This is a genomic window from Pseudomonas sp. ZY71, from assembly GCF_036542145.1.
GTDB lineage: Bacteria > Pseudomonadota > Gammaproteobacteria > Pseudomonadales > Pseudomonadaceae > Aquipseudomonas > Aquipseudomonas koreensis_A.
Map to the genome: position 1 here is coordinate 663,831 of NZ_CP144274.1, position 19,747 is coordinate 683,577.

At 59.5% G+C, this 19,747-nt stretch carries 20 protein-coding genes; 11 read left to right on the top strand and 9 right to left on the bottom strand.

What is annotated here, in order from left to right:
• The first annotated feature begins 291 nt into the window (after nt 1-291).
• The 7 genes from VY732_RS02805 to VY732_RS02835 all read left to right on the top strand — a co-directional run bounded on the left by VY732_RS02805 (nt 292) and on the right by VY732_RS02835 (nt 8,151).
• A complete protein-coding gene (locus VY732_RS02805) occupies nt 292-1,425 on the top strand; it encodes an ABC transporter substrate-binding protein (RefSeq protein WP_064117213.1) in 1,134 nt (377 codons plus the stop codon).
• A 240-nt stretch (nt 1,426-1,665) separates the two neighbouring features.
• Complete coding sequence (locus VY732_RS02810) at nt 1,666-2,580, top strand: ABC transporter permease subunit (RefSeq protein ID WP_008078282.1); 915 nt, start codon at nt 1,666-1,668, stop codon at nt 2,578-2,580.
• A gap of 3 nt (nt 2,581-2,583) precedes the next feature.
• Nucleotides 2,584-3,885 carry a high-affinity branched-chain amino acid ABC transporter permease LivM gene (gene livM / locus VY732_RS02815; protein WP_034151618.1) on the top strand — a complete coding sequence of 434 codons (1,302 nt, stop codon included), beginning with the start codon at nt 2,584-2,586 and terminating at the stop codon, nt 3,883-3,885.
• Nucleotides 3,882-4,754 (top strand): ABC transporter ATP-binding protein, encoded by an 873-nt coding sequence (locus tag VY732_RS02820; RefSeq protein ID WP_034151617.1) that lies wholly within the window; start codon nt 3,882-3,884, stop codon nt 4,752-4,754. The genes livM and VY732_RS02820 overlap by 4 nt, the downstream gene beginning before the upstream one ends.
• Complete coding sequence (locus VY732_RS02825) at nt 4,751-5,467, top strand: ABC transporter ATP-binding protein (protein ID WP_007950655.1); 717 nt, start codon at nt 4,751-4,753, stop codon at nt 5,465-5,467. Before VY732_RS02820 ends, VY732_RS02825 begins: the two co-directional genes overlap by 4 nt.
• A gap of 839 nt (nt 5,468-6,306) precedes the next feature.
• Nucleotides 6,307-7,071 (top strand): SDR family oxidoreductase, encoded by a 765-nt coding sequence (locus tag VY732_RS02830; protein ID WP_077570683.1) that lies wholly within the window; start codon nt 6,307-6,309, stop codon nt 7,069-7,071.
• A 174-nt stretch (nt 7,072-7,245) separates the two neighbouring features.
• Complete coding sequence (locus VY732_RS02835) at nt 7,246-8,151, top strand: cation diffusion facilitator family transporter (RefSeq protein ID WP_077570685.1); 906 nt, start codon at nt 7,246-7,248, stop codon at nt 8,149-8,151.
• Nucleotides 8,152-8,287: 136 nt separating this feature from the next.
• Here VY732_RS02835 and VY732_RS02840 read toward each other — a convergent pair whose 3' ends face one another.
• The 7 genes from VY732_RS02840 to VY732_RS02870 form a co-directional block, all read right to left on the bottom strand.
• Nucleotides 8,288-9,421, bottom strand: a complete 1,134-nt coding sequence (locus VY732_RS02840) for an AGE family epimerase/isomerase (RefSeq protein WP_331694033.1) — start codon at nt 9,419-9,421, stop codon at nt 8,288-8,290.
• A 182-nt stretch (nt 9,422-9,603) separates the two neighbouring features.
• Nucleotides 9,604-10,176: a HupE/UreJ family protein gene (locus VY732_RS02845; protein ID WP_123593065.1), complete on the bottom strand. Its 573-nt coding sequence runs from the start codon at nt 10,174-10,176 to the stop codon at nt 9,604-9,606.
• A gap of 27 nt (nt 10,177-10,203) precedes the next feature.
• Complete coding sequence (gene ureG, locus VY732_RS02850; protein WP_007915910.1) at nt 10,204-10,818, bottom strand: urease accessory protein UreG; 615 nt, start codon at nt 10,816-10,818, stop codon at nt 10,204-10,206.
• Nucleotides 10,819-10,830: 12 nt separating this feature from the next.
• A complete protein-coding gene (locus VY732_RS02855; RefSeq protein WP_331694035.1) occupies nt 10,831-11,505 on the bottom strand; it encodes an urease accessory protein UreF in 675 nt (224 codons plus the stop codon).
• Complete coding sequence (gene ureE / locus VY732_RS02860; RefSeq protein WP_212620500.1) at nt 11,502-12,002, bottom strand: urease accessory protein UreE; 501 nt, start codon at nt 12,000-12,002, stop codon at nt 11,502-11,504. The genes VY732_RS02855 and ureE overlap by 4 nt, the downstream gene beginning before the upstream one ends.
• A gap of 300 nt (nt 12,003-12,302) precedes the next feature.
• The gene (locus VY732_RS02865) at nt 12,303-12,935 is read right to left on the bottom strand and encodes a TetR family transcriptional regulator (RefSeq protein ID WP_331694037.1); all 633 of its coding nucleotides are present in this window, start codon (nt 12,933-12,935) and stop codon (nt 12,303-12,305) included.
• Nucleotides 12,936-13,090: 155 nt separating this feature from the next.
• A complete protein-coding gene (locus VY732_RS02870) occupies nt 13,091-13,558 on the bottom strand; it encodes a hypothetical protein (protein ID WP_116031822.1) in 468 nt (155 codons plus the stop codon).
• A 385-nt stretch (nt 13,559-13,943) separates the two neighbouring features.
• On the opposite strand from VY732_RS02870, the gene VY732_RS02875 reads away from it, so the two are divergent.
• Nucleotides 13,944-16,019: an AsmA family protein gene (locus VY732_RS02875; RefSeq protein ID WP_331694038.1), complete on the top strand. Its 2,076-nt coding sequence runs from the start codon at nt 13,944-13,946 to the stop codon at nt 16,017-16,019.
• Between the two features lie 93 nt (nt 16,020-16,112).
• Here the strand turns inward: VY732_RS02875 and VY732_RS02880 are convergent, their stop codons facing one another.
• On the bottom strand, nt 16,113-16,646 hold the full coding sequence (locus tag VY732_RS02880) for a ferritin-like domain-containing protein (protein WP_007915920.1): 534 nt from the start codon (nt 16,644-16,646) through the stop codon (nt 16,113-16,115).
• A 98-nt stretch (nt 16,647-16,744) separates the two neighbouring features.
• Complete coding sequence (locus VY732_RS02885) at nt 16,745-17,692, bottom strand: LysR substrate-binding domain-containing protein (RefSeq protein ID WP_331694039.1); 948 nt, start codon at nt 17,690-17,692, stop codon at nt 16,745-16,747.
• A 108-nt stretch (nt 17,693-17,800) separates the two neighbouring features.
• Between VY732_RS02885 and VY732_RS02890 the strand changes: the two genes are divergently transcribed.
• The 3 genes from VY732_RS02890 to VY732_RS02900 all read left to right on the top strand — a co-directional run bounded on the left by VY732_RS02890 (nt 17,801) and on the right by VY732_RS02900 (nt 19,715).
• Nucleotides 17,801-18,439, top strand: a complete 639-nt coding sequence (locus VY732_RS02890; protein ID WP_331694041.1) for an FMN-dependent NADH-azoreductase — start codon at nt 17,801-17,803, stop codon at nt 18,437-18,439.
• Entirely contained in the window at nt 18,440-18,745 is a 306-nt protein-coding gene (locus VY732_RS02895; protein WP_331694042.1) for a DMT family transporter, read from the top strand.
• A gap of 91 nt (nt 18,746-18,836) precedes the next feature.
• Nucleotides 18,837-19,715 carry an esterase/lipase family protein gene (locus tag VY732_RS02900; RefSeq protein ID WP_137217663.1) on the top strand — a complete coding sequence of 293 codons (879 nt, stop codon included), beginning with the start codon at nt 18,837-18,839 and terminating at the stop codon, nt 19,713-19,715.
• The last annotated feature ends 32 nt before the right edge of the window (nt 19,716-19,747 follow it).

A 19,747-nucleotide genomic window follows, 5' to 3' on the forward strand; every position in this document is an offset into this window, starting at 1 on the left:
GCACCAGCAGTGTGCAGTTCGGTGACGCGGGCTGTTACAGGCTGGTTGCACGTCGTTTGGCGCCGCGGTTGCAATGATGGCGCGTGCGGGTTGCGCCTGAAAAAATAAATGGTTTCACCTTCCGCGGTTTAGACGGTTGCACGCCCAATGAAAATGGGAACGAAACAGTCGAAATAACAAGAAAGCAGCGACTTTTTGAAGAATAAAAAACCGATGGCACGGCCCTTGCTCAGAGCATTCAGTGAAGTGAAGTCGCAGTGCCAACTAAAAAAAACCTTGGAGCACCACCTCATGTCCCAGACGTTTTACAAGAAAGGCTTTCTGGCCCTCGCAGTGGCTACTGCGTTGGGTGTTTCTGCGTTTGCTCAAGCTGATGTGAAAATCGGTGTAGCGGGTCCAATGACGGGCGCCAACGCGGCATTTGGCGAGCAGTACATGAAGGGTGCACAGGCAGCGGCTGACGCGGTCAACGCGGCAGGTGGCGTCAACGGGGAGAAAATCGTTCTGGTCAAAGGCGATGACGCCTGCGAACCGAAGCAGGCCGTGACGGTCGCCAAGGACCTGGTCAACCAGAAGGTCGCTGGCGTGGTCGGTCACTTCTGCTCTTCTTCGACCATTCCAGCCTCGGAAATCTACGACGAAGCCGGTGTGATCGCGATCACTCCGGGCTCCACCAACCCGCAAGTGACCGAGCGTGGCCTCAGCGCCATGTTCCGTATGTGCGGGCGTGACGACCAGCAAGGCATCGTCGCCGGCGACTACATTGTCGACGTGCTCAAGGGCAAAAAGGTTGCCGTGCTGCACGACAAGGACACCTACGGCCAAGGCCTGGCGGATGCCACCAAGGCACAGCTTGAGAAGCGTGGTGTGAAACCGGTGCTGTACGAAGGCCTGACCCGTGGCGAGAAAGACTTCAGCGCCGTGGTCACCAAGATCCGCGCGGCTGGCGCCGATGTCGTCTACTTCGGCGGTCTGCACCCGGAAGCCGGTCCACTGGTCAAACAACTGCGTACTGAAGGCCTGAAAGACGTGAAGTTCATGTCTGACGACGGCATCGTGACTGACGAACTGGTGACCACCGCTGGCGGCCCGCAATACGTCGACGGCGTGCTGATGACCTTCGGCGCCGACCCGCGTCTGCTGCCGGAAAGTAAAACCGTCGTCGATGCCTTCCGCAAGGCCGGCACCGAACCAGAAGGCTACACCCTGTACGCCTACGCCTCGGTTCAGACCCTGGCAGCCGCCTTCAATGGCGCCAAGTCCAACAGTGGCGAGAAAGCCGCCGAGTGGCTGAAAGCCAATCCGGTGAAAACCGTCATGGGCGAGAAAGCCTGGGACAAGAAGGGCGACCTGAAAGTCTCCGACTACGTGGTGTACCAGTGGGACGCGACTGGCAAATATCACCAGCTGGAAAAACAGAAGTAAGGGCTGACACGATCAGCTGATCCCCACCGATCCAATGTGGGAGCGAGCCTGCTCGCGAAGACGGAATGACGGCCAACACATGTGTTGAATGTTCCACCGCTATCGCGAGCAGGCTCACTCCTACAGGGACGATGTGGGATGTGCTGATCGTGGCTGACATTGCTACGACGTAAATCTGTATTTTTCCTAGAAGAACCGCACATCACCGGTGTGCAGGTTCTCACTGCGTGAGATTGCGTTATGGATGGTATTTTCCTGCAGCAACTGGTCAACGGCCTGACCCTCGGGTCGGTCTATGGCCTGATCGCCATCGGCTACACAATGGTCTACGGCATCATCGGCATGATCAACTTCGCCCACGGCGAGGTTTACATGATTTCCGCTTACCTGGCGGCAATCAGTCTGGCTCTGCTGGCGTACTTCGGTATCGAATCCTTCCCGCTGCTGATGCTCGGCACTCTGATCTTCACCATCGTCGTCACGGCGGTGTATGGCTGGGTCATTGAACGAGTCGCTTACAAACCCCTGCGCAACTCCACCCGACTGGCACCGCTGATCAGCGCCATCGGTATTTCCCTGATCCTGCAAAACTATGCCCAGATCAGCCAGGGCGCCCGCCAACAGGGTGTTCCGACGCTGCTCACCGGCGCCTGGCGCGTCGATATCGGCACTGGCTTCGTTCAGCTCACCTACACCAAGATCTTCATCCTGGTGGCCGCGTTCGTCGGCATGGGGCTGCTGACCTACGTCATCAAGTACACCAAGCTCGGCCGCATGTGCCGTGCCACCCAGCAAGACCGCAAAATGGCCTCGATTCTGGGGATCAACACCGACCGCGTTATCTCCTACGTGTTCATCATCGGTGCAGCCATGGCGGCATTGGCCGGCGTGCTGATCACCATGAACTACGGCACGTTCGATTTCTATGCCGGCTTCGTCATCGGCATCAAAGCCTTTACTGCTGCGGTACTCGGCGGGATTGGTTCGCTGCCGGGCGCGATGCTGGGCGGGATCATCCTCGGCATTTCCGAGTCGCTGTTCTCCGGTCTGGTCAACTCCGACTACAAAGACGTGTTCAGCTTCTCGCTGCTCGTACTTGTTCTGGTCTTCCGGCCGCAGGGCCTGTTGGGCCGTCCTCTTGTGTCGAAGGTGTAAGCGATGTCTTCAACCACTCAAAAATCCATCGATATCAAAAAAAGCCTGGTTGAGGCGATTCTTGCCGGCCTGATTGCCCTGATTGTTTTCGGGCCGATTGTCGGCGTTGTGCTCGAGGGTTACAGCTTCAACCTCGAACCGACCCGCGTGGCCTGGATCATCGGCATTGTCATGATTGGCCGTTTTGCCCTCAGCCTGTTCCTGCAAACGCCCAAGGGCCTGAAAATTCTCGACGGATTCGAGAGCACCGGTTCCGGTGTGCATGTGCTGCCGGCCGATCACAAATCACGCCTGCGCTGGATCATCCCGCTGCTGATTGTGCTGGCCGTTATCGTGCCGTTTGTCTCCAACTCTTACCTGCTGGGCGTGGTCATCCTCGGGTTGATCTATGTGCTGCTGGGGCTTGGACTGAATATCGTGGTCGGTCTGGCCGGTCTGCTCGACCTCGGTTACGTGGCGTTTTATGCCATCGGCGCCTACGGTCTGGCGCTCGGTTATCAGTACCTCGGCCTGGGTTTCTGGACGGTATTGCCGCTGGCGGCGATCACTGCCGGGCTGGCCGGTTGCATCCTCGGTTTTCCGGTGCTGCGCCTGCATGGCGACTATCTGGCGATCGTGACGCTGGGCTTCGGTGAAATCATTCGCCTGATCCTCAACAACTGGTTGTCGCTGACGGGCGGCCCGAACGGCATGCCGGCACCGCTGCCGACGTTCTTCGGTCTGGAGTTCGGCAAACGGGCGAAGGATGGCGGGGTGCCGTTCCACGAGTTCTTCGGCATCGCCTACAACCCGGACGTGAAGTATTACTTCATCTACGCGGTGTTGTTCCTCGTGGTGCTGGCCGTGCTGTACATCAAGCATCGTCTGGTGAAGATGCCGGTCGGCCGCGCCTGGGAAGCTCTGCGTGAAGATGAAATCGCCTGCCGCTCGATGGGCCTCAACCACGTACTGGTGAAGCTCTCGGCGTTCACCATCGGTGCATCGACAGCCGGTCTCGCCGGGGTGTTCTTCGCCACCTACCAAGGCTTCGTCAACCCGACCTCGTTCACCTTTTTCGAATCGGCGCTGATCCTCGCCATCGTCGTGCTCGGCGGCATGGGCTCGACCATCGGTGTGGTAATCGCCGCGTTTGTGTTGACCGTCGCCCCGGAATTGCTGCGCGGCTTCGCCGAATATCGCGTACTGCTGTTCGGCATCCTGATGGTCTTGATGATGATCTGGCGACCACGCGGGCTGATTCGCATCAGCCGAACCGGGGTCACTCCACGCAAAGGTGCCATTCACTATGAGAGGACTGCGCCATGAGTGAAGTCGTACTCTCTGTTGAAAAACTGATGATGCATTTCGGTGGCATCAAGGCCTTGAGCGATGTCAGCCTGAAGGTCAAACGCAACTCGATCTTCGCCCTGATCGGCCCCAACGGCGCCGGCAAGACCACGGTGTTCAACTGCCTGACCGGGTTCTACAAGGCCTCGGGTGGCAAGATCGAACTCAACGTGCGCGGCCAGCAGACCAATGTCATCCAGTTGTTGGGCGAGTCGTTCAAACCGACTGACTTCGTCTCGCCGAAGTCATTCCTCAGTCGTCTGTACTACAAGATGTTCGGCGGTACGCACCTGGTGAACCGTGCAGGCCTGGCGCGGACATTCCAGAACATTCGCCTGTTCAAGGAAATGTCGGTGCTGGAAAATCTGCTGGTGGCCCAGCACATGTGGGTCAACCGCAACATGCTCGCCGGCATCCTCAACACCAAGGGCTACCGCAAGGCGGAGAGCGACGCGCTGGATGTCGCGTTCTACTGGCTGGAAGTGGTCGATCTGGTGGACTGCGCCAACCGTCTCGCCGGTGAGCTCTCGTACGGCCAACAACGCCGTCTGGAGATCGCCCGGGCCATGTGCACGCGGCCGCAGATCATCTGCCTCGACGAACCGGCCGCCGGCCTCAACCCTCAGGAAACCGAAGCGCTGAGCGCGATGATCCGGCTGCTGCGCGACGAGCACGATCTGACCGTGGTGCTGATCGAACACGACATGGGCATGGTTATGAGCATTTCCGACCACATTGTGGTGCTGGACCACGGCATCGTCATCGCTGAGGGCGGGCCTGAAGCCATCCGTAATGACCCGAAAGTGATCGCCGCCTACTTGGGCGCCGATGAAGAGGAACTGGTATGACCCAACCGATCCTCGAACTCAAAGACCTCGACGTGTTCTACGGACCGATCCAGGCGCTCAAAGGTGTTTCGCTGCAGATCAATGAAGGGGAAACCGTCAGCCTGATCGGCTCCAACGGCGCCGGCAAATCGACGTTGCTGATGTCGATCTTCGGTCAGCCACGGGCGGCGGGCGGGCAGATCCTCTATCAAGGCGTCGACATTACCCACAAGTCCTCGCATTACATCGCTTCCAACGGCATTGCGCAGTCGCCGGAAGGACGGCGGGTGTTCCCCGACATGACCGTCGAGGAAAACCTGCTGATGGGCACCATCCCGATTGGTGACAAGTACGCCAAAGAGGACATGCAGCGCATGTTCGAGCTGTTCCCACGGCTTGAAGAGCGGCGCACGCAGCGAGCGATGACCATGTCTGGCGGTGAGCAGCAAATGCTTGCCATTGCCCGGGCCTTGATGAGTCGGCCGAAGTTGTTGCTGCTCGATGAGCCTAGCCTCGGGTTGGCGCCGATTGTGGTGAAGCAGATCTTTGCGACACTGCGCGAACTGGCAAAAACCGGCATGACCATTTTTCTAGTAGAGCAGAACGCCAACCATGCACTGAAACTGTCTGACCGCGCATATGTGATGGTCAACGGCGAGATTCGCCTGACCGGTACGGGTAAAGAGCTGTTGGTGAACGAGGAGGTGCGTAACGCCTATCTGGGCGGGCACTGATTCCTCGACGTTTTGCACAGCCCCGGCGACGCGAGTTCCGGGGCTTTTTTATATCCCAAATTCACCGCAAACCCCTGTAGGAGTGAGCCTGCTCGCGATCGCGGTTTCCCATTCGCCATCACCGGTGACTGATATACCGCTATCGCGAGCAGGCTCACTCCTACAGTTGATCTGCGCCGGATTTCAGAATTGTGGAAAACAAATTCCCATAGCTGCCAAAGCGCGACATATAGACGCTGCAAATGGCTGTTTTTCCACAGTTTTGACTTGTCCCCGTTTGCTGTGGAGCTGGCTGTGAATAACGTGGGTGTATCTGGCTGCGCGCCATGTAAACCGTGGCCTGCAAGTGTGTGGTTGTTTTTTGATCAAGCGTTTTTGCGGGGCTTGAAGTCGTTGTTGTCAACCTTTTTATAGCGTCGCGGATAGCAGCGATTCCGTGTGAACAAGCCTGTGGATAAGTCTGTGATTAAACTCTGGAAAGACTGCGCTGAGGGCCGTAATTACTGGCCTCGCGCAATCACTGCGTTGACGCGTCAGTCGTGCAAAATGCCATCTCCCGCACATCCGCGGCTTCAGGGTCAAGCAAAAAACTTTCTATTTCGCCCGCAAAGCCTTGTGTGGCGCGGCTTTGCGCGTTTGCACTTGCCCCCGGAAACTGTGGAAGGGACTGTGGATAACATGCGTGCACATGGCTACAGGCCACGGTGGCTATGGCGTTGGTGCGGTTGGTCGTTTTTTGTACAGCTTGTGGGTGTTGCCCGTGAATGCGCGGGCGGGCATGCTGCCTGCTGATTTTCTATTCCAAGGGCTGCCCCGGCGGCCGAAGCAAGGAGAACACGATGTCCAACACCCTGTTTATCACCGGCGCGACGTCCGGATTTGGTGAAGCCTGTGCCCGCCGTTTTGCCGAGGCTGGCTGGAAACTGGTGCTGACCGGCCGTCGTGAAGAACGCCTGAATGCGCTGTGTGCTGAATTGTCGAAGCAGACTGAAGTGCACGGTCTGGTCCTCGATGTGCGCGATCGCCAGGCGATGGAAGAGGCGATTGCCAATTTGCCGCCGTCGTTCGCAAAGCTTCGCGGGCTGATCAACAACGCAGGTTTAGCGCTGGGCGTGGACCCGGCGCCGAAATGCGATCTGGACGATTGGGACACCATGGTCGACACCAACGTCAAAGGCCTGATGTACGCCACGCGCCTGCTGCTGCCGCGCCTGATCGCCCATGGCCGTGGCGCTGGCATCGTCAACCTTGGCTCCATTGCCGGCAACTATCCGTATCCGGGCAGCCATGTGTATGGCGCGACCAAAGCGTTCGTTAAACAGTTCTCGCTGAATCTGCGTTGCGACTTGCAGGGCACCGGTGTGCGGGTCAGCAACATCGAGCCTGGGCTGTGCGAAAGCGAGTTCTCGCTGGTGCGCTTCGCCGGTGATCAGGAACGTTACAACGCGACCTACGCCGGTGCCGAGCCGATCCAGCCACAGGACATCGCCGAGACGATTTTCTGGGTAATGAATGCGCCGGCGCACATCAATATCAACAGCCTCGAGTTGATGCCGGTGAGCCAGACCTGGGCTGGTTTTGCCATTGAGCGGAACAAGGCTTAAGACCGCGCTGAAGCCATTCGCGAGCAGGCTCGCTCCCACATTGGAATGCATTTCAAAGTGGGAGCGAGCCTGCTCGCGAAGAGGCCAAAAAGGCCAAAACAGGGCGATAAGGTAAACTCCCCTCGCAACAACCCAACCGCACCCCGCGGTTTTCAAGGTTTTCGAGGAGTCAAAGTGAGTAACCGAGGTGAGCAGGCACTGCTCAAACAATCGACCATTCTGATGTTGGCGGTGGCGATTGCCGGGATCGTCACCGGTTTTGTTTCAGGTTCGCAATCCATCCTGTTCGATGGTTTTTTCTCGCTGATCGCAACGTTCATCAAAGTCCTGATGCTGATCACTGCCAAGCTGATCGCCAAGCAAAGCAATCACCGTTTCCAGTTCGGGTTCTGGCATCTGGAGCCGATGGTGCTGCTGATCGAAGGCAGCTTCCTGATGTTGATCGCGATCTACGCGTTTCTCAACGGCGTGTTCGGCATCATCAACGGTGGCCGCGACATCGAGTTGGGGCTGGTGATCATTTATGCCGCGGTGTTTACCGTGGTCGAGTTCGCCTACTTCTTCTACGTACGGCAGCGTAACCGCAAGCTCAAATCCAGCCTGATCCAGTTCGACAACATCAGTTGGCTGGTGGACGCGATGCTGTCCGTAGGCCTGTTGATCAGCTTCCTTGCGGCGCTGCTGCTCAAGTCTCAGGGCTATGGCCAGTGGGCGGTGTATGTCGACCCGTTGATCCTGATCGTGCTGGCCCTGACCATGTTGCCGCCGGCGTTCAAGATCCTTGGCCCAGCCTTACGCGATGTGCTGGGGATCGCCCCGGACACGCTGGATGATCAGGTCCGGCAGGTGATGGACGCGGCGAAAACCGAACACGGCTTCGACGATTACGTGTCGTACGTGCAGAAGCACGGGCGGGCACGGTTTATCGAGATTCATGTGGTGTTGCCGGCGGATTATGCGCTGAGCAATGTCGGGCAGCTGGATGCGTTGCGCGAGAATATTTCGGCGAAGCTGGGCAAGCCGGATGCGGCGCGCTGGTTGACCATCAGCTTTACCGGGGACAAGAAGTGGATCGCCTAGCGACCGCATAACGGCCATTCGTCGGATCGCCGCCCGGAGCAGGCTCGCTCCCACATTGAATTGCGTTGAACACACTATTTGTGAGCGGCGCAAATCAACTGTGGGAGCGAGCCTGCTCGCGAAAGCGATCTATAAATCAGCGAAGATATTCAGCCAGGCCGCTATAGCAAGTCGCCAAGTGATAAGGCGTAGTTGAAGGCATGTCCTTACGGCTCACTTCGCCCAACTCATCCCGACACTCATGCCAGCCACCCGCATGCAGAAACCGCTGCTGCAACGCCTGCAACTGGCACAGCACCACCGCTTCACTGCCCTGACGCAAGGTCAGCGCCCGCAGATATTCCGCCTGAGCCCAGATCCGCTGAGTCGAGTCGCGCGGGCGTCCATTCGTTTCCAGATCGAGCATCGCCCGCACCGCGCCGGATGACTGCACCACACCGTATTGCTCGGTGAACGCAAACGCCCGATCCAGCGCCGCATGCAGTTTCGAACCCTGCAACAACGCCGACGATTCCAGCAGGAAATACCATTCGAACTGATGCCCCGGCTCATACCAGTTATCCACAGCGCCGAGCGGCTTTTCCATCAACACGCCATATTGCGGATCGACGAACTGCTTGTGCATGGCTGTGCATAACTCCAGCAATGCCTTTTGCGTCTGGGCATCTTCGCGAACCGCCAGGGTGGCCAGAAACGCTTCGGCCAGATGCATCAACGGATTCTGCAGCGGACCGGTTTGCAGGGTGATCCAGTCGCGTTCCAGGCAGGCTTCGTACAAGCCATCGCCGGTGGCAAAGCGCCGGCCAATGATTTCCAGCGCCGCGTTCAGCGTCGACTCGGCCAACGGATCGCCGGACTTTTCCCAGTAATGCGCGCAGGCAAACAGGATGAAGGCGTGGGTGTAGAGGTCCTTGCGTTGATCCAGTGGCTTGCCCTGCGCATCGATGCTGTAGAACCAGCCGCCATGCTCGGCATCATGAAAGTACCGTTGCAGCGAGCGGAACAGGGCCGCGGCGCGGACTTCAGCGTTATCCACAACCCCGATCAGACTGGAAAACAGATACAGCTGCCGCGCACAGGCCATCGCCCGATAGCGCTGCGGTGGTAGCGGCTGATGCGTGGCGTCCAGCGCCTCATAGGGCAACGCCATGTCGGCGTTCCAACCCGGGCCTTGCCAGAGGGGCACGATCACTTTGACGAAGTGCTGCTGCACAGCGCCGAACAGGGCGGTCAATTCGGGCAGGGAGGTGGAGCGGGAAGCGTGGGGCATGGGCGGACGTCGTCACGGCTGGGGCGATTGCGCGACATGGTAGCAGAGAGACCGGCCTGAGCGATGTGGTGTCTGTCAGACCCCCTTCGCGAGCAGGCTCGCTCCCACAGTGGATTTGCAGCGTACACAAAACCTGTGGGAGCGAGCCTGCTCGCGAAGAGGCCAGTGCAGGCGCTAAAAGATCAGCCGGCCAGCAACCAGGCCCCAGTCACTGCCGAAGCCGCTCCGGCCAAGCGCACCAACGGCGCAGCCGCCCGAGGCAGGAAACGCACCACGGCATAACCCGCCGCATGCAGCGCAGCCGTCGCGGCCACGAAACCCGCCGCATACGCCCACGGACTGCTCATGTCCGGCAACTCCAGCCCATGCGCCACACCATGGAACAACGCAAACAGCGCCGTCGCCGCCACCGCCATGACCAACGGCGGACGCACCGCCAGCGCTACCGCCAGACCCAACGCCAGCACCGACGCAGCAATCCCGCTTTCCAGCGCCGGCAATTCCAGCCCTTCAAAACCGAGCATGCCGCCAATCAGCATGGTGCCGACAAACGTGCACGGCAGCGCCCAACGCGCCGCGCCTTGCTGCTGCGCGGCCCACAAACCGACTGCCACCATCGCCAGCAAATGGTCGAGGCCGCCGATCGGGTGGCTGATGCCGGCGATCAAGCCACTGTCGCCATGCCCCGGATGCGCGAAGGCCAGCGCCGGCGTCAGCAGCAGCGCCACAGCGCCAAGAATACGTTTGAGTGTCATGGATAAGCTTCCTTGTTGATCAGTGAATCAGGCTGCGGTCAGCAGGCCCTGGCGTTCGATGAAGGCGATGATTTGCTCAAGGCCCTGACCGGTTTTCTGGTTGCTGAAGACGAACGGCTTGCCGTTGCGCATGCGTTTGGTATCGCTGTCCATCATCTCCAGCGAGGCGCCCACCAGCGGCGCGAGGTCGATCTTGTTGATCACCAGCAGATCGGATTTGCAGATGCCCGGCCCGCCCTTGCGCGGCAGCTTGTCGCCGGCCGAGACGTCGATCACATAGATGGTCAGGTCGGACAGTTCCGGGCTGAACGTCGCCGAAAGGTTGTCACCGCCGGACTCCACCAGAATCAGATCGAGCCCCGGAAAACGCCGGTTCAGTTGATCAACCGCTTCCAGGTTGATCGAGGCGTCCTCGCGGATCGCCGTGTGCGGGCAGCCACCGGTTTCCACGCCGATGATCCGCTCGGGCGCGAGGGCTTCATTGCGCACGAGAAAATCGGCGTCTTCGCGGGTGTAGATATCGTTGGTGACCACGGCGAGGTTGTAGCGCTCGCGCAGGGCCAGGCACAGGGCCAGGGTCAACGCGGTTTTGCCGGAACCGACCGGGCCGCCGATGCCGACGCGCAGAGGTTGTGTGTTCATCGAGTGTTTCTCCTAAGAACGGAAGAGGCGGCTGTACTGGCGCTCGTGGGCCATGCACGCCAGGGACAGGCCGAACGCGGCACTGCCCATGTGTTCGGGATTGATTCGGGTTGCGTCCTGCTGCGCCTGTTGCAGCAGCGGCAGCAGTTGGCTGGTCAGGCGCTGGGCGGCTTGCTGGCCCAGTGGCAGGGTTTTCATCAATACGGCGAGCTGGTTTTCCAGCCAGCTCCACAACCACGCGGCGAGCGCGTCCTGCGGGTTGATGCTCCAGGCACGCGCGGCCAGCGCCCAGCACAGGGCCAGATGCGGTTCAGTGCATTGATCGAGAAAGTCGCGCGCCAGTGTGTCGAGTTCCGGCAAACCGTTGAGCAATTGCTGCAACGAATAGCCCATCTGCCGGCTCTCCAGATGCAACTCGCGGGTCTCGCGGCTGGCGCGATGGCTTTCGCAGAGGATCAGCAACTCGCTCCAGTTTTCATCCGCCGCCGCCTGACAATGCGCGAGCAACAGCGGCGCTTCAAAACGCGACAGATTGAGCAGCAACTGATCGCTGATCCAGCGGCGGGCGTCGTCCGGGTTTTTCACCCGGCCGTTATCCACCGCCATTTCCAGGCCTTGCGAATAGCTGTAGCCGCCAATCGGCAATTGCGGACTGGCCAGGCGCAGCAGCGCCCAGGCCGGATTCACAGGCGTACGCCGAACTGATGAAGTTTCGGCGCGTAGTTGAAGTCTTCGTCGCCGTGGCGTGAATGGTGATGGCCGCCGCCATAAGCGCCGTGCTCTGGCTGGAATGGCGCTTCGATCGCTTCGACCTGTGCGCCGAGTTGTTCAAGCATTGCTTTGAGCACGTAGTCGTCGAGCAGGCGCAGCCAGCCATCGCCGATTTGCAGGGCGACATGGCGATTGCCCAAGTGATAAGCGGCGCGAGTCAGTTCGAAGGCATTGGCGCAGGTGACGTGCAGCAATTGCTCGGGGCGGGCGCAGATGCGGACAATGCGGCCGTCTTCGGCTTGTAGGCATTCGCCGTCATACAGCGGCGGCTGACCGCGCTCCAAAAACAACCCGACGTCTTCGCCCTCGGCACTGAAACAGCGCAAACGGCTTTTGCTCCGCGCTTCGAAGGTCAGGTGCAACTCGGCGGCCCAGACGGGTTGAGGGTCGATTCTGCGGTGAATCACCAGCATCGGAAAGCTTCCAGCTATGGACAATACTCTGGCTAGAGCAAGGGCCTTGCCAATCGGACGAGATGTAGGAAATCCCTGTCGGAGCGTAGTGGATGTTTCAAGATGTTGCGGGAATATGGAAGGTTTTGGTGCGTGAAGAATTTTTAATGCACCAAATGGAGGCTGATGCGCCGCACCTTTGTAGGAGTGAGTCTGCTCGCGATGGCAGTGTGTCAGTCAGCAACTATTTGACTGATAGACCGCTATCGCGAGCAGGCTCACTCCTACAGGGGACCGGATGTATCAGTAAGGAAGAGGTTGTTACTCGGTACTGCCTAGGCCTTGCCAGTGCTTGAGGCCAATAAAGATAAAGCGCAACTGCTGGGTGATCTTCGCCTGTGGCGTCAGATGTTCCGGCAAGGCTTCGGCGGGCGGGTCGATGATATCGGGGAGGGTGGCGAATACCGATTTGACGATCAGGTCTGCGATTACGCTCAGGCCCTCGGCGTCCAGATGCTGCAGCTTGGGCATCATCGTCAGGTCGGCCGCCAGGTCGGAGCTGATGTTCTCGCGCAACCGGCCGATTGCCTGACGCACCGGCAGCGAACCGCCGTATTGCTCGCGCGCAAGAAACAGAAATTGCGAGCGATTGGCGCTGACCACGTCGAGGAAGATCCGCACCGAAGCATCAATAATGCCGCCCATGACGAATTCGTTGTGCCGCACCAAGCGGATGGTTTCGCGGAAGGTCTGGCCGACTTCACTGACCAGCACCAGGCCCAGCTCATCCATATCGGCAAAATGCCGGTAGAAACCGGTGGGCACGATCCCGGCGGTTTTGGTCACTTCGCGCAGGCTCAGGCTGCCGAATCCTCGGCCGCTTTCCATAAGGTGGCGGGCAGCGTCCATCAAGGCGTTGCGGGTCTGTTGCTTCTGTTCGGCGCGGGGCAGCATCGCAGGAGGTGTTCTTTGGCAGGACAAGCGCCGCACTCTAGCAAATCGGCTTTGTCGGCGTCGAACGGGAGGGCATGCAGCGAAAGATTTTATCGGGCCGGAAAAGTCAAAAGCCCAATCCGGTGATTGGGCTTTTTTTCGAGGCCGCCATGGGCTTAGCTCAATTTGCTGTTGCGTTCGATCACACGGTCACCACCACCTTCGGCAAGGGTTTGACCTTGTGGAGTGCGGTCGCTGCCATCAGACGCCAGGGTTTGGCCTTGTGGAGTACGGTCGCTACCATCGGACGCCAGGGTTTGACCTTGTGGAGTGCGGTCGCCGCCATCGGAAGCCAGGGTCTGGCCTTGTGGAGTGCGATCGCTACCGTCGGAAGCCAGGGTCTGACCTTGTGGAGTCTTGTCGTAACCGTCCTGAACCAGACCTTTCTCTTCCAGACGTTCACGGCCGCCTTCAGCCAGGGTCTGACCTTGTGGAGTGCGGTCGCCACCATCAGCGGCTACGGTTTGGCTGAATACCGAGTGGCTGGATTTCACTTGCGGGGTAGCCTGGTCGGCAGCGGGCAGGGCAAAAGCAGTGCTGGCTAGCATCGACAGGGTAAGGCTGAGCAGTAATTGGCGTTTCATGATGGGTTGCTCCTTGGGAGGGCGATAAAGTGGGTACGAGGGCAATGCTACTCTCGATAAGTCGATATAAAAGTTCATAAACGCAATGGTAATAATCAACAGAATTGATTGTTCTGCCGGGAGGCTCTAGATCGCGCCTTTGCGGGCGACGGTTTTGCACCGGGGTGGGTATTTCCGACTCACTCGCGCCTCGCAAAAGTGCGGGTCGCGGTAACACTGTTCGACTGATTGGTCAGATTTCGCGCGGCTTTTTGCGTATTAATCGGCCTTTCGATTAAACCTGCGGCTGGTTTGCCAGTCGTAGATTTCATGAGGGCCGCTTTGGCCCGCCGTTTCAGCCGTGCGCCGCAGTTTTTGCGTGCGGTCGTGATCAGGAGCTTTGTGCATGACGCGCACTGGAAAAATCTTCAGCTGGACCTTCGCCATCCTCGTGCTGCTACTGGCCGTGCTGGTGTTGATCATCGTGTTCTTCGACTGGAACCGGATCAAACCACCGCTCAACGCCAAAGTCTCGGAAGAACTGCACCGACCGTTTGCCATCAATGGCAACCTCGCGGTGATCTGGCAGCGCGAGCCCGACGAGGGCGGCTGGCGTGCGTGGGTGCCGTGGCCGCACGTGGTCGCTGAGGATCTGAGCCTGGGCAATCCTGACTGGTCGAAGAAGCCGCAGATGGTCACGCTCAAGCGCGTTGAGCTGCGTATCTCGCCATTGGCGCTGTTGGCGCAACGGGTGGTGATTCCGCGCATCGACCTGACCGAACCCAATGCCGAGTTGCAGCGCTTGGCCGATGGCCGCGCCAACTGGACGTTCAAGTTCGACCCGAAAGATCCGAACGCCGAGCCGTCGAATTGGGTGGTCGACATCGGCGCCATCGGTTTCGACAAGGGCCACGTCACTCTTGACGATCAGACGCTCAAAACCAATCTCGATGTGCTGATTGATCCGCTGGGCAAACCCATCCCCTACAGCGACATCGTCGGTGCCAAAGCGGCGAAGACCGCGCAGGACAAGGGCGGCTCACCGCAGGATTATGCGTTTGCCTTGAAGGTCAAAGGCCAATATCACGGCCAGAACCTCACCGGCCAGGGCAAGATCGGCGGTCTGCTCGCCTTGCAGGACTCAAGCAAACCCTTCCCGTTGCAGGCCCAGGCGAAGATCGGCGACACCCGCATCGAACTGGCCGGCACGCTGACTGATCCGCTGAATCTCGGCGCCCTCGATCTGCGCCTGAAACTCGCCGGTGCCAGCCTCGGCAATCTTTATCCACTGACCGGCGTGACCCTGCCGGATACGCCGCCGTACTCAACCGACGGCCATTTGATTGCCAAGCTGCACGATGAGGCCGGGGCGAAATTCACTTATGAGCAGTTCAACGGCAAGATCGGCAGCAGTGATATCCATGGCGACCTGACCTATGTCGCCAGCCAGCCACGACCAAAACTCAGCGGCGCGTTGCTCTCCAATCAACTGTTGTTCGCTGACCTCGCACCGCTGATCGGCGCCGACTCCAATGACAAGCAAAAGGCTCGTGGCGGCGAAAGCAAACAGCCGGCCGATAAAGTGCTGCCGGTAGAGGAGTTCAAGACCGACCGCTGGCGCGCAATGGACGCCGACGTCGAGTTCACCGGCAAGCGCATCGTCCACAGCGAGAAGCTGCCGTTCAACGACCTCTATACCCACCTGAAACTCAACGACGGCGAACTGAGCCTGGAGCCGCTGCGCTTCGGCGTCGCTGGCGGCAATCTCGATGCACAGATTCGCCTCAACGGCCGCACCGAGCCGTTGGAAGGCCGGGCCAAACTGACCGCGCGCCGCTTCAAGCTGAAAGAGCTGTTCCCGACGTTTGAGCCGATGAAGACCAGTTTCGGTGAACTCAACGGCGACGCCGATATCAGCGGTCGCGGCAACTCGGTGGCCAAGCTGCTGGGCGGTGCCAACGGCAAATTGAAGATGTTGATCAACGACGGTGCGATCAGCCGCGAACTGATGGAACTGGCCGGTCTCAACGTTGGCAACTATGTGGTCGGCAAGATCTTTGGCGACAAGGAAGTGAAGATCAATTGCGCAGCAGCGGACTTCGACATCAAGAGCGGTCTGGCAACCACGCAGCTGTTTGTCTTCGATACCGAGAACGCGATCATCTATATCGACGGCACGGCGAACATGGCCACCGAGCAACTGGATCTGACGGTGACCCCGGAATCCAAGGGCTGGCGGTTGATTTCCCTGCGTTCACCGCTGTATGTGCGGGGCAAGTTCATCAAGCCGGACGCGGGCGTGAAGGCTGTGCCGCTGATGTTGCGCGGGGCGGGGATGGTGGCGTTGGGCGTGATCGCAGCGCCGGCGGCGGGGCTGTTGGCGCTGGTGGCGCCGAGTGGTGGTGAGCCGAATCAGTGTGCGCCGTTGCTGGAGCAGATGAAGGCGGGCAAGGCGCCGGTTACCGTCAAACCTACCAAGTAATCTTCAGCGTTAATAAAGACGCCATCGCGAGCAGGCTCACTCCTACATGGGAACGCATTCCAAATGTAGGAGTGAGCCTGCTCGCGATAGGGGTTAAAGGTCGTTCAGGATGTCAGCCATGTCATCGGCATGCTCTTCTTCCTGCGCCAGGATATCTTCGAAGATACGCCGCGTAGTCGGGTCTTTCTCGCCGATGTACTGGATGATCTCGCGATAGCTGTCGATGGCGATCCGCTCGGCAACGAGGTCCTCGTAGACCATTTCTTTGAGGGTGTTACCGGCCACGTATTGCGCGTGGGACATCTTCGACAGCAGGTCGGGGTTGAATTCAGGCTCGCCGCCCAATTGCACAATGCGCTCGGCGAGGCGGTCGGCGTGCTCGGCTTCCTGGGTGGCGTGCTCGAGAAACTCTTCGGCGGCCACATGGGCTTTGACGCCATTGGCCATGAAGTAGTGGCGCTTGTAGCGCAACACGCAGACCAGTTCAGTGGCCAGCGATTCATTGAGCAAGCGCAGCACCTCTTCACGGTCGGCGCTGTAGCCCTCGGTGACGGCGCCGTTTTCGACGTGTTGGCGCGCACGATCGCGCAAGGTTTGAACATCTGACAGATGCAGGTCGTCGCTCATTTCGATCTCCTGGAGGCTAATCCGATGGGCGCCACGTTCTGCGGACGCGGTCGCTACCTAAGCTGTGAGTCATGAGCGTTGCAAAAAGTTTTATTGGTTTACGCAACCCCTGCAGGAGCTGCCGAAGGCTGCGATCTTGGCGCCAGCCCGGACAAAACTGCTTCCTCGCGCAACCAGGCAAAAAACGCCCGCACCGGTGGATGCCGCTCGCGCCCCGGCACGCACAACGCGCTGTAGCCGGCGCCATCAACTTGAATCTGGCCCATGAGCGGCACCAGCAAACCGCTGGCGACACTCTCCGACACCAGAATATTGCTCGCCAGCACCAGTCCTTGCCCGGCGATTGCCGCTTGCAGGGCGTAATGCTCTTCATCGTATTCGCGGATCGCCGGCTGCGGGTTCAACCAGTTTTCGCCAGCCTTGGCGCACCACGCTTCCCAGCCATGGGCATACAGTTTCGAGTTATGCCAACGCACGCTGATCAACGTCGGTGTGCGTCTCGCGGCCAGCGCCACTTGCTCGGGCGAGCCGTAAACGCCGAACGATTCATCGAACAGGCACAGACCATAGAGGTTCGGGTAATCGTCGAGGCTATAACGCAAAACCAGATCGACACTGGCGTCCTGATGCAGATCGATGACTTCACAGTGAGTATCGAGGCGCACGTTGATGTTCGGATGCTGGGCATAAAACCGCCCGAGGCGCGGCACCAGCCACAGCGCGGCGAAGGCGGCGGTGGTCGATAGCGTCAGCGTGCTGGCGTTGCGCTGCGGGCGCAGGGTGTCGACGCTTTGCGCCACTTCCAACAATGCGCCGTGCATGCTGCGAAACAAGCGTTCGCCGCCCTCGGTCAGGCGTACCTGGCGTGGCAGGCGCTCGAACAACGCGACGCCGAGCCAGTCTTCCAGCGAACGGACTTGATGTGAAATCGCCGTGGGCGTGACTGACAGTTCTTGGGCGGCAGCCTTGAAACTGAGCAGGCGTGACGCCGATTCAAAAGCGCGCAGAGCGGTGAGAGGCAACGAGGCAAACATTGAAAGCTCCACGGATGAAACCAATTCATCCAGACTGACTTTTGCTCATTTGAGGCTTAGGCGTGACGCCTGCAATCTGCAGCGACACAGCAATCAAAGTCTAGCCTCAAGGAGTTTCAGATGAGCAAAATTCTTGCGATTCATGCCAGCCCCCGTGGTGACCGTTCCCACTCGCGGCGTCTGGCGGAACATTTTCTCAGTGCCTGGCAGGTGCGTCATCCGCAGGCGCAAGTGACTCGCCGCGAGGTCGGGCGGGCGCTGATTCCGGCGGTCAACGAAGCCTTTGTCGCTGCCGCGTTTCATCCACAGCCTGAGGCGCGTCCATTGTCGATGCAGGCCGATCTGGCCCTGAGTGATCAACTGGTCGGTGAATTGTTCGATCACGACCTGCTGCTGATTTCCACGCCGATGTACAACTTCAGTGTGCCCAGCGGCCTCAAGGCCTGGGTCGATCAGATCGTGCGCCTGGGCCTGACCTTCGATCACACGCTGGACAATGGCGTCGCCCAATACACGCCGCTGTTGCAGGGCAAGAAGGCGCTGATCGTCACCAGTCGCGGCGGGTTTGGGTTCGGTCCGGGAGGCGAACTGGAAGCCTTGAACCACGCTGATCCATGGTTGCGCGCGGCGTTGGGTTTCATCGGTATCAACGACGTCAGCGTGGTCGCGGCTGAGGGCGAAGAATCCGCCGAACGCACCTTCGCGGTGTCGGTGGCCGAGGCCGAGCAGCGTTTGCTCGACCTCGCCCGGGTGTTCTAAATGGCCTGGTTGTTCTTGCTGATCGCCGCCGGCTTTGAAGTGACCTTCGCCATGGGCATGAAGTACGCCGAAGGTTTCACCCAGCTCTGGCCCTCACTGATCACCGTGGTCGCGGCAATCGGCGGGATCTACTTCCTGACACTGGCGATGCGCGAACTGCCGGTGAGCATCGCCTACCCGATCTGGACGGCGATTGGCTCACTGGGCACGGTGTTCCTCGGTTATGCCCTGCTCGGCGAGAGCCTGACCCTGGTCAAACTGGTTTCGGTAGGGCTGATTGTGGCGGGGGTGGTGGGCCTGAAGTAGGCTGGTCGTTGAGTTGTCATCATCAGGGAGGATGCTTGGCGGGCGTTTTGCACGCCTTGCATCCACTCACCGACCACAAGGATGTTTGCCCATGTCGACGCGTTATCCATTGGTGCTGGTGCCCGGAATGCTCGGGTTTATCCGGCTGGTGCTCTATCCGTACTGGTACGGCATCATCAAGGCGCTGCGCCGTGGTGGTGCGACGGTGATTGCGGTGCAGGTGTCGCCGCTCAACTCCACAGAGGTACGCGGTGAGCAATTGCTCGTGCAGATCGATGAGATCTTGCGTGAGACCGGGGCGCAAAAGGTCAACCTGTTCGGCCACAGTCAGGGCTCGCTGACGGCGCGCTATGCGGCGGCGAAACGACCGGATCTGGTGGCCTCGGTGACATCGGTGGCCGGACCGAATCATGGTTCCGAGCTGGCCGATTATCTGGAAAAAAATTATCCGGCGGACAGCGCCAAGGGCCGACTGCTTGAGGTGTTGCTACGGTTTGTCGGCTGGCTGATGGCGCTACTGGAAACCGGTTACCACGGGCCGAAATTGCCAGTGGATATCCACGCCTCGCATCAATCGCTGACCACTGAGGGCGTGGCGCTGTTCAACCAGCGTTATCCACAGGGTTTGCCTGAAACCTGGGGTGGGCACGGGCCGGAGGAGGTTAACGGCGTGCGTTATTACTCATGGTCAGGGACGTTGCAGCCGGGCAAGACTGATCGTGGCGGGAATTTGTTTGACGGTACCAATCGCAGCTGTCGCTTGTTTGCAAAAACGTTTGTACGTGAACCGGGGCAGTGCGATGGGATGGTCGGGCGGTATAGCTCGCATCTTGGGACGGTGATTGGCGATGACTATCCGTTGGATCACTTCGACATTGTTAACCAGTCGCTGGGGCTGGTCGGCAAGGGCGCGGATCCGGTGCGGCTGTTTGTCGAGCATGCGGCGCGGCTTGAGGCTGCCGGCGTTTAATCGCAAGACCTAGTCATCGTTCTTCGCGAGCA

What these genes read in the sequence shown, in the direction of transcription:
- VY732_RS02805 (WP_064117213.1), top strand. Translation starts at nt 292, where the DNA reads ATGTCCCAGACGTTTTACAAGAAAGGCTTTCTGGCCCTCGCAGTGGCT.
- VY732_RS02810 (WP_008078282.1), top strand. Translation starts at nt 1,666, where the DNA reads ATGGATGGTATTTTCCTGCAGCAACTGGTCAACGGCCTGACCCTCGGG.
- livM (WP_034151618.1), top strand. Translation starts at nt 2,584, where the DNA reads ATGTCTTCAACCACTCAAAAATCCATCGATATCAAAAAAAGCCTGGTT.
- VY732_RS02820 (WP_034151617.1), top strand. Translation starts at nt 3,882, where the DNA reads ATGAGTGAAGTCGTACTCTCTGTTGAAAAACTGATGATGCATTTCGGT.
- VY732_RS02825 (WP_007950655.1), top strand. Translation starts at nt 4,751, where the DNA reads ATGACCCAACCGATCCTCGAACTCAAAGACCTCGACGTGTTCTACGGA.
- VY732_RS02830 (WP_077570683.1), top strand. Translation starts at nt 6,307, where the DNA reads ATGTCCAACACCCTGTTTATCACCGGCGCGACGTCCGGATTTGGTGAA.
- VY732_RS02840 (WP_331694033.1), bottom strand. Translation starts at nt 9,421, where the DNA reads ATGCCCCACGCTTCCCGCTCCACCTCCCTGCCCGAATTGACCGCCCTG.
- VY732_RS02845 (WP_123593065.1), bottom strand. Translation starts at nt 10,176, where the DNA reads ATGACACTCAAACGTATTCTTGGCGCTGTGGCGCTGCTGCTGACGCCG.
- ureG (WP_007915910.1), bottom strand. Translation starts at nt 10,818, where the DNA reads ATGAACACACAACCTCTGCGCGTCGGCATCGGCGGCCCGGTCGGTTCC.
- ureE (WP_212620500.1), bottom strand. Translation starts at nt 12,002, where the DNA reads ATGCTGGTGATTCACCGCAGAATCGACCCTCAACCCGTCTGGGCCGCC.
- VY732_RS02865 (WP_331694037.1), bottom strand. Translation starts at nt 12,935, where the DNA reads ATGCTGCCCCGCGCCGAACAGAAGCAACAGACCCGCAACGCCTTGATG.
- VY732_RS02870 (WP_116031822.1), bottom strand. Translation starts at nt 13,558, where the DNA reads ATGAAACGCCAATTACTGCTCAGCCTTACCCTGTCGATGCTAGCCAGC.
- VY732_RS02875 (WP_331694038.1), top strand. Translation starts at nt 13,944, where the DNA reads ATGACGCGCACTGGAAAAATCTTCAGCTGGACCTTCGCCATCCTCGTG.
- VY732_RS02880 (WP_007915920.1), bottom strand. Translation starts at nt 16,646, where the DNA reads ATGAGCGACGACCTGCATCTGTCAGATGTTCAAACCTTGCGCGATCGT.
- VY732_RS02890 (WP_331694041.1), top strand. Translation starts at nt 17,801, where the DNA reads ATGAGCAAAATTCTTGCGATTCATGCCAGCCCCCGTGGTGACCGTTCC.
- VY732_RS02895 (WP_331694042.1), top strand. Translation starts at nt 18,440, where the DNA reads ATGGCCTGGTTGTTCTTGCTGATCGCCGCCGGCTTTGAAGTGACCTTC.
- VY732_RS02900 (WP_137217663.1), top strand. Translation starts at nt 18,837, where the DNA reads ATGTCGACGCGTTATCCATTGGTGCTGGTGCCCGGAATGCTCGGGTTT.